The organism is uncultured Azohydromonas sp. (genome assembly GCF_937926365.1).
In the GTDB taxonomy this organism is placed as follows: domain Bacteria; phylum Pseudomonadota; class Gammaproteobacteria; order Burkholderiales; family Burkholderiaceae_C; genus Azohydromonas.
Genome location: NZ_CALAOH010000174.1, coordinates 1 through 8,661 on the forward strand (window position 1 = coordinate 1; position 8,661 = coordinate 8,661).

Consider the following 8,661-nt stretch of genomic DNA (forward strand, 5'->3'; position numbering starts at 1 on the left):
GGATTCCCGTGTGAAAGTAGGACATCGTCAGGCTAATATCCCAGCAAACGCCCCGACCCATCACCGGTCGGGGTGTTTTGCTTTGTCTCGTCAAAATGGTGGCGGAACACTGGGCATGCGCCACCAAAATATCGGCATGCACATACCAGCCCTGCAACTGACGCCTGTTTGAACACTGAATGGAGCATGAAAGGCATGCGCAGCCTTCAATGGGCGTTGCCGCTGGCGATGGTGGCAGGCCTTTCCTGTTCGCCTGCTTGGCCAGCCGAGCCCCCTGCGTCCCAAAGCGCCAGTGCTGCCTGTGAAGCCACTGCACAAGCCCTGGTGCTGGCACAGCAACGCGTCGATCAGCTTGTCGCGGCGCATCAGCAGCGCGTGGGGAACAACGCCATCGCTGCGGGAACGGCCATCATCTTCTTGCCGGCCTTGCTTGCGTTGCGTGTGGACCCCAACCACGAGCGGGAACTGCAGGCGGCACAGACACAGGTGGATTCGCTGCTGCGCGATGCCGATGCCCAGAACTGTGGCGACGTGCAACGCTTGCCCACAACGGAACTGGCCGCGCTGCCCATCGGCGTCGGTGATGTGTTCGTCTACTCGGAGCACGTCGGCCAAGCGGCGCCCCGCGCGCTGCGGTTGCGCGTGTCGCGCTTGGAGCGGCGGCAATTCGTTTTCGAGTGGGCTTCCGATGCCGGCTCGGGCTCCTGGGTACAGGACCGTGCCGGCAACGTGCTTGCCATCCCGGAGGGGCCACTCGTGTATTGGCGCAACCTGCTGTCTGCACAACCGAAGTCGTCCCAGCGTTTGTCTGGCGAGGTCAGTAACGTGAACAACGCCACGGCGCGCGTGCAATCCCAGCTCGTGGCGGAGCATGTGAAAACGCCTTTTGGCAGTCGCTTCGACCCGGTGGTGATGGAACTCCGGGGTGAGATCGAGCCGGGCTCGCCACCCCCACAAGTGGAGGGCGTGATGGTGGTAGACCGCCGCAGCGGCCTGCTGTTGCGCCTGGAACTGCATAGCACCGACCCCCAGTTCGACCTGGAGCGCCGCTTGGTGCACATCGAACCGGCACTGCGCTGAAGGCTCAATGACGGTTGCTGGCTCCCGTAGGCACAATGCCGCGGCGGTTCACCCGGGCCAGCAGCAGCGTCAACGCCGCCGCCGCGGCGATCAGACCTGCGGCGGCGGCACTCCAGAAGCCTCTCGCCCCCTGGAACGCTGCCATGTCCAGATCGAGGCCGTCAAAGGCAAGCAGGTAGCCCCCGCCCAGTCCCAGCACCCACACTGCCAGGGCGTAGATCAGCATGGGCAGGGTCGTGACGTGCCAGGCACGCAGGACCGAAGCCACCACCGCCTGCACCGCGTCACCCAGGTGGAACAGCGACAGCCAGCCCAGCAGCGGCAAGGCGGCAGCGGCCACGGCGGCCTCGTGCGTGTACAGCCCCACGATGGTCGGGCGGGCGATGAACAGCAGCAACCCCAGCGCCAGCGCACCGATCGCCGCGATCTGCACCCCACGCCAGCCTAGGCGGCAGGCACCCACCGGGTCCTCGGCGCCGATGCGCTGCGCCACCAGCGTGCCGCAGGCGTTGCCAATGGCCAGCGGCAGCATGTAGAGCAAGCCCGCCAGGTTGGCCGCGATCTGGTGGCCGGCCACCGGCAGCGTGCCCAGGCGCGAGATGAAGAAAGCCATGAAGGTGAAGCCGGTGACCTCCACCACGATGGACAGGCCCATGGGTACGCCCAACTTCAGCAGTGCTTTCAGCGACACCCACTGCGGCCGCCGCAGCCCCCGCAACCTGAAGGGCGCATAAAACGGATCGCGGCGCAGCAGCCCTAGCGCCGCCAGTGCCTGCAGCCACATCAGCGCGGCCGTGGCGATGCCACAGCCCGTCACGCCCAGCGCCGGCAGCTTCCAGCCGGGCAGCCCGAAGACCAGCAGCCAGGAAAGCGGCAACTTCAGCACCAGCGCACCCACCTGCAGCACCATCACGGCCTTGGGCCGCGACACCGCGGTGTTGAAGCCGCGAAAGACGGCAAACAGCAACGCTGCCGGCAGCGCGCAGGCCAGCGCCGCCATGTAGCCGCGCGTGCGCAGCGCCACTTCGGGCGTGGCCTGCGCCAGTGCCAGGAAGGGTTGCGGAAAGGCCAGCAGCGCGCAGCCCGGCACCGCCAGCGCCAATGCCAGCCAGAACGCCTGCTGCAGCTGGGCGCCGGCCTCCGGCAGGCGCCGCGCGCCGAACAGCCGTCCGGCAATGGGCCCGATGGCGATCACCACGCCCATGAGCCCGATGAAGACGCTGATGTAAGCGGCCGAGCCCACGGCCAGCGCCGCCAGGTCGCGCGCGTCGTGGCGTGCCAGCAGCAGCGTGTCGATGGTCGAGAAGGCCAGTACCGCGGCCTGGCCCACGAACACCGGCCAGGCCAGGGCGGCGATGTGCCGCAGATCCTGCTTGAAGGTGGGCGCGGCGCCGTCCGTCAAGGGCTCAGTCTCGCGGCGGCGGCTCGGCAGGCGTAGGCGCCGCGCGCTCGGCGTAGCGGTTGAAACGCCAGGCCGTGCCCTGCAGCGTGATGCGGCGCCAGGTGGCGCGCTTCTCGGCCGGCGTCATGCGCGGCCAGTGCTGCACCTCGTCGAAGCTGCGGCCGCAGCCCTTGCAGACTTCGTCGCCCTGGCTGGTGGAGCAGATGGCGATGCAGGGCGCATCGGGCGTGGTGGCGTACCAGTCCAGCCAAGCCATCAGCGCCTCGGCCGGCATGGCGTCCTCGTCCTGCTCCTCGCGGCGCTCGTAGACCATGAGCGCGTAGACCTTGGCCAGTGCCCGCACCTCGGCGCAGGCGTTGATGCCATCGGGCGAGGGCGAGCGGCGGCGCCACCAGTTGATGGCCGCCTCGATGTCGAGGAGATGAATCCCGGCCATGCGGAACAAGGGTTGAAAAAGCTTCAGTCCTGCGCGGCCACCAGCGTCGCCAGGGCCGCTTCCACCTGCGCGCGCTCGGCACTGGCATCCCACTGCACCGGCGCGCCTTCGAGCGCCGCGGCGCCTTCGGTCTTGAGCCGCTTGACCCAGGCGCCGGCTTCGCGTCCTTCAGCCATCGGCGTGCTCTGCAGGAGCACCGCACCCTGCGGACTGGTGAGCTTGAAGAAGAAGGCGCCGCCCTCGCGGTACTGCTTGAAATCCGGCAGCACCGCCTTGGCCGTCGCCGCCTTGGCCTTGGCGGGCGCGGCCACCGCCACCATTGGTCGCAGCCCCACGGCGTGGCGCAGCTCGGCCAGGAAGGGCGTGGCCACGGCGCGGGCCTTGCGGGCGCCTTCCTGCAGCGCCTCCTCGATGCGCTCCGGATGCGCCATCAGCTCGGCGTAGCGCGCGCGCAGAGGGCCGAGCTCGCCCTCGATCAGCGCCACCAGTCGCTGCTTGGCCTCGCCCCAGGCCAGGCCCGTGCGCAGCTCATCGCGGAAAGCTTGGCGCGCGGCGTCGTCCGCGGCGAAGGCCTCGAAGATCGTTACGAGGTGCGAGCTATCCGGGTCCTTGGGTTCGCCGGGCAGGCGCGAGTCGGTGACGATGCGCGCTACCGCCTCCTTCAGCCCCTTTTCGCCGCCTTCGAATAGCGGGATGGTGTTGTCGTAGCTCTTGGACATCTTGCGGCCGTCCAGGCCGGGCAGCGTCGCCACCGCCTCCTCAATCTCCGCTTGCGGCAGCACGAACAGCTCGCGCCCGGCGCCGAAGAGGTGGTTGAAGCGCTGCGCCACGTCGCGCGCCATCTCGATGTGCTGCACTTGGTCGCGTCCGACGGGCACGCGGTGCGCGTTGAACATGAGGATGTCGGCCGCCATGAGGATGGGATAGCAGTACAGGCCCATCGTCACGCCGGCGTCGATGTCCTCGCCTGCGGCGGCGTTGACGTCCGTGGCGGCCTTGTAGGCGTGGGCGCGGTTCATCTGGCCCTTGGCGGTGACGCAGGTCAGCAGCCAGGTCAGCTCGGTGATCTCGGGGATGTCGCTCTGGCGGTAGAAGGTCACGCGTTGCGTGTCCAGCCCGGCTGCCAGCCAGGTGGCAGCGATCTCCAGCCGTGAACGCTCGATGCGCGCTGGGTCGTCGCACTTGATGAGCGCGTGGTAGTCGGCCAGGAAGAAGAAGCTCTCCACGCCCGGCGCGCGGCTGGCGGCGATCGCCGGCCGGATGGCGCCGACGTAGTTGCCCAGGTGCGGCGTGCCGGTGGTAGTGATGCCGGTGAGAACGCGTTCGGTCTTGGTGGCCATGAGGCGGAAGGCTGTAGGTAGCGGCGCGGGAGGAAAACCGGCCATTCTAAGGAGGCGGCTAAACTCGCTGCCCCCATGAAGCGCATCGTCATCCTGATCTCCGGCCGCGGTTCCAACATGCAGGCCGTGGCCGAAGCCTGTGCCCGCGAGGGCTGGCCCGCCACCGTCGCCGCCGTCATCTCCAACCGTCCGCAAGCCGCTGGGCTGGCCTGGGCCACCGAGCGCGGCATTGCGACGGCGGTGGTGGACCACCAGCGCTTCGAGTCGCGCGAGGCCTTCGACGCCGCGTTGCAGCAGGCTATCGACGCTTTCGAGCCCGACCTGCTGGTGCTGGGTGGCTTCATGCGCATCCTGGGCGCGGACTTCACCCGCCACTACGCAGGGCGCATGCTCAACATCCACCCCTCACTGCTGCCGGCCTTCACAGGGCTGCACACGCACCGGCGCGCGATCCAGGCTGGCTGCAAGGTAGCTGGCGCTACCGTGCACTTCGTCACCGCCGAGCTCGACCACGGCCCGATCGTGGCGCAGGCCGTGGTGCCGGTGCTGCCCGGGGATGACGAGAACGCGTTGGCCGCGCGCGTGCTGCAGCAGGAGCACAAGCTCTACCCAATGGCGGTGCGCTGGTTCGTCGAAGGCCTGCTGCGCTTCGAGGGCGAGGTCGTGCACCACGCCGGCGGCGCGGCGCAGTGCCTGTTCTGAACCGAGGCCGTCCCAGGACCGCGCAGCAGCCCCAGGCGCCGGTCGATCGTAGGGCGGCTGGATAATCCCGGAAATGCATCCGAATGCCCTGCTGGACCTGAGCACCGAGCTGCTACGGGCCGTACTGAAACTCGACCAACCCGCCGACGCCGTCGTGTCGGCTTTCTTCCGCCGCCAGGCCAAGCTGGGCGCGCGCGAGCGCCACGCCCTGGCCGAGACTACCTACCACGTGCTGCGCCACCGGCTGCGTCTGCAGCACTTGGCGCAGAGCGGCAGCGGCGCCATCGAGCGCCGCTTGGCGATACTGGGCTGGCAGGGCACGCCAGGCGTGCTGCAGTCCGCGCTGGGGCCCAATGAGCAGCAGTGGCTGCAGCACGTGCAGGCGCTCGACCTGTCCACGATGCCCGACAAGCTGCGCCACAACCTGCCGGACTGGATCGCCGCGCCGCTGCGCGAGCGTCTGGGCGAGGAGGAGTTCATGGCGCTGGCTGGCGCGCTCAACGAGGCCGCGCCGTTGGACCTGCGCGTCAACCTGCTCAAGAGCAAGCGCGAGGATGCGCTGGCGGCGCTGCAGGCTGCGGGCATCGCTGCACAGCCCACACCCTATTCGCCCTGGGGCCTGCGCGTGCAGGGTAAGCCGGCGCTGAACAAGCTGGAAGTTTTCACCAGTGGCGCGGTCGAAGTGCAGGACGAGGGCAGCCAGCTGCTGGCGCTGCTGGTGGCGCCTAAGCGTGGCGAGATGGTGGTGGACTTCTGCGCCGGCGCCGGTGGCAAGACGCTGGCGCTGGGCGCAGCCATGCGCAACACCGGGCGCCTCTATGCCTTCGACGTCTCAGGCAGCCGGCTTGATGCGCTCAAGCCGCGGTTGGCTCGTAGCGGGCTGTCCAACGTCTATCCGGCGCAGCTCGCGCACGAGCGCGACGAGCGCGTGAAGCGCTTGGCCGGCAAGATCGACCGCGTGCTGGTCGACGCGCCGTGCTCGGGGCTGGGCACGCTGCGCCGTAACCCGGACTTGAAATGGCGCCAGTCGCCGCTGGCGGTGCAGGAGCTGCACGGCAAGCAGGCGGCCATCCTGGCCAGCGCCGCGCGGCTGGTGAAGAGCGGCGGCCGGCTGGTCTATGCCACCTGCAGCCTGCTGCCGACCGAGAACGAGGACATCGCCCGCGAGTTCAGCGCCGCGCATCCGGAGTACGAGCCGCTGGACGCCGCCAAACTGCTGGCGCAGGCACAGGTACCGCAGGCCGAAGACCTGGTGAGCGAGGGCTTCCTGCGGCTTTGGCCGCATCGCCACGCCACTGACGGCTTCTTCGCGGCGGTCTGGCAGCGGCGCTGAGATCTGCGCTGGAGCGGCACTTCTTTCTGGTCGAAGACGGAGCAGGCATTCCGCCTGCTGGCGTACTTTGACCTGGCGCAACGGCGCTGGAACGTCGGCAGGCCGGGCGTGCTGCTTGGAGCGTGTGATTTGTGGTACGCAAATCCAAGGCCAATGCAACGCTGTAGGCCGCCATCAGGAAACACCCCCGTAAAATCCGCGCCGCCCGATTGGGGGCGCGAGGCTTGGACACATGAACGAACTTTTGGTGGTGCGTGATGCGCTGTTGCAGTGGCTGGCTTATGGCCTGACGAAGGCCAGCTGGTGGCAGGTGCTGCTGTACACGCTGGCGGTGACGCACGTGACGATCCTGTCCGTGACGATCTTCCTGCACCGCTCGCAGGCCCACCGTGCGCTGGACCTGCATCCGCTGCCGGCGCACTTCTTTCGCTTCTGGCTGTGGATGACCACTGGCATGGTGACCAAGCAATGGGTGGCCATCCACCGCAAGCACCACGCCAAGTGCGAGACCGAGGAAGACCCGCACAGCCCGCAGACGCGCGGCATCAAGACCGTGCTGCTGCAGGGTGCCGAGCTCTACCGCGCCGAGGCCAAGGTGCCCGAGACGATGAAGAAGTACGGGCACAACACGCCTGATGACTGGATCGAGCGCAATCTCTACAGCCGCTACAGCGCGCTGGGCGTGTCGTTGATGCTGATCATCGACGTGGCGCTGTTCGGCGCCATCGGCTTGTCGGTGTGGGCGGTGCAGATGCTATGGATCCCCATCAACGCCGCCGGCATCATCAACGGCATCGGCCACTACTGGGGCTACCGCAACTTCGAGGCGCCTGATGCCTCTACCAACGTCTCGCCCTGGGGCATCGTCATCGGCGGCGAAGAGCTGCACAACAACCACCACACCTATCCGACCTCGGCCAAGTTCTCGGTCAAGCCTTTCGAGTTTGACATTGGCTGGGGCTATATCCGCGCGCTGGAGATGCTGGGCCTGGCCAAGGTGCGCAAGACCGCGCCGCAGATGAAGCTGGGCGCCGTCAAGCCGGTGGCCGACGGCAAGACGCTGGAAGCCATCATTGCCAACCGCTACGAGGTCATGGCGCGCTACGGCAAGGAACTCAAGCGCGCCTGTGCCGCCGAATTGGAGCATCTGAAGGCGCAGGGTGCGCAGAATACGGCCAAGTGGGCCGAGCTGCGCGTAGCCAAGCGCTGGCTGCACCGTGACGACGACAAGATCCCCAGCGCCGTGAAGCCGCAAATGGAGCGTGTGCTGTCCGCCAGCCCGGCGCTGGCCAAGCTGGTGATGATGCGCGAGGAGCTGCGCCAGCTCTGGACCCGCACCAACGTCTCCGCCGAGCAACTGGTGCTGGATCTGCAGGCTTGGTGCCACCGTGCGGAGGAAAGCGGCATCGCCGCGCTGCAGGACTTCTCCCGCAAGCTGCGCGCCGTGCACGCTTGACACTCTTTCCGGTTCCAGATACATGAAAGCCCGCGTAAGCGGGCTTTTTCTTGGGCGTTGCCGGCCGTGCCGCGTACCGTATGCACCAGACCCGATTCGGCATCCACGCCGATATGGGCCTTCATCCCGAAATACCACTGGTTGCCTTTCTTGGACTGATGCATTTCGGGATCACGCTCGCCCTTGCTGTTCTTCGTCGAGCTCGGCGCGGCGATCAACGTAGCGTCCACCACCGTGCCGGTGCGCAGCAGCAGCCCCTTCTGGCGCAGCAAGTCGTTGACCACGCCAAGGATCTGCTCGGACAGCTTGTGCCGCTCCAGCAGACGGCGAAACCGCAGAATCGTCGTCTCGTCGGGCAATCGAGTTTCCCAGTTGTCCAGTTGAGCGAACTCGCGAAACAGCGGCACGTCGTACAGCGATTCCTCCATGGCCGGGTCGCTCAACGTGAACCACTGCTGCATGAAATGGATGCGCAGCATCGTCTGCACGGGAAACGGTGGACGGCCGCGGCGGCCGTCGGGCGCATAGGGCGACACCAGTTCCACCAGTGCGGCCCATGGCACCACGCGGTCCATCTGTTCCAAGAACTCGCGCTTTCGCGTTCGCTTGGTCGAAAGATTCAGCCCGAGGTCAGCCTGCTTCATAGCCTGGATGTTCGCTCAGCACACTTGCCACGGCTTTACGCAGAGGTTCCTTAACGCTCGATGCGTTCTCATCAACACGGGATCGCCGCGCGCTTACTGCGGTGCAGGGGGGCCGAAAGGCAGAGCAGGGGTAAGCGTGGCGTCCTGGCCCTATAGGCGGAGCAGCCCGTCCTGAGCAGCATCGCCGGGACGCGTGCTCACTTGCGTAGATGTTGTTGTCTCCCACTTTGATTTGCATTTCACCGCCCGGTTTTTCCCACAGTGCGTC

At 67.3% G+C, this 8,661-nt stretch carries 7 protein-coding genes and 1 pseudogene; 4 read left to right on the top strand and 4 right to left on the bottom strand.

What is annotated here, in order from left to right; genetic code table 11:
• The first annotated feature begins 186 nt into the window (after positions 1-186).
• Complete coding sequence (locus tag Q0741_RS18480) at positions 187-1,080, top strand: hypothetical protein (RefSeq protein WP_298234660.1); 894 nt, start codon at positions 187-189, stop codon at positions 1,078-1,080.
• 4 nt (positions 1,081-1,084) lie between these two features.
• Here Q0741_RS18480 and Q0741_RS18485 read toward each other — a convergent pair whose 3' ends face one another.
• Genes Q0741_RS18485 through Q0741_RS18495 form a run of 3 tightly spaced genes read right to left on the bottom strand, consistent with a single transcriptional unit; the run spans position 1,085 to position 4,258 of the window.
• Positions 1,085-2,482: an MATE family efflux transporter gene (locus Q0741_RS18485; protein ID WP_298234661.1), complete on the bottom strand. Its 1,398-nt coding sequence runs from the start codon at positions 2,480-2,482 to the stop codon at positions 1,085-1,087.
• 4 nt (positions 2,483-2,486) lie between these two features.
• Positions 2,487-2,918: a DUF3717 domain-containing protein gene (locus tag Q0741_RS18490; protein WP_298234662.1), complete on the bottom strand. Its 432-nt coding sequence runs from the start codon at positions 2,916-2,918 to the stop codon at positions 2,487-2,489.
• A 23-nt stretch (positions 2,919-2,941) separates the two neighbouring features.
• A complete protein-coding gene (locus Q0741_RS18495; RefSeq protein WP_298234663.1) occupies positions 2,942-4,258 on the bottom strand; it encodes a tryptophan--tRNA ligase in 1,317 nt (438 codons plus the stop codon).
• A 75-nt stretch (positions 4,259-4,333) separates the two neighbouring features.
• Between Q0741_RS18495 and purN the strand changes: the two genes are divergently transcribed.
• The 3 genes from purN (at position 4,334) to Q0741_RS18510 (ending at position 7,749) form a co-directional block, all read left to right on the top strand.
• Positions 4,334-4,960: a phosphoribosylglycinamide formyltransferase gene (gene purN, locus Q0741_RS18500; RefSeq protein ID WP_298234664.1), complete on the top strand. Its 627-nt coding sequence runs from the start codon at positions 4,334-4,336 to the stop codon at positions 4,958-4,960.
• 73 nt (positions 4,961-5,033) lie between these two features.
• Positions 5,034-6,293 carry an RsmB/NOP family class I SAM-dependent RNA methyltransferase gene (locus Q0741_RS18505; RefSeq protein WP_298234665.1) on the top strand — a complete coding sequence of 420 codons (1,260 nt, stop codon included), beginning with the start codon at positions 5,034-5,036 and terminating at the stop codon, positions 6,291-6,293.
• A gap of 232 nt (positions 6,294-6,525) precedes the next feature.
• A complete protein-coding gene (locus tag Q0741_RS18510; RefSeq protein WP_298234666.1) occupies positions 6,526-7,749 on the top strand; it encodes an acyl-CoA desaturase in 1,224 nt (407 codons plus the stop codon).
• Between the two features lie 62 nt (positions 7,750-7,811).
• Here Q0741_RS18510 and Q0741_RS18515 read toward each other — a convergent pair.
• Positions 7,812-8,393 (bottom strand): annotated as a pseudogene (locus Q0741_RS18515) (IS5 family transposase); the annotation flags it as partial.
• Positions 8,394-8,661: the final 268 nt, after the last annotated feature.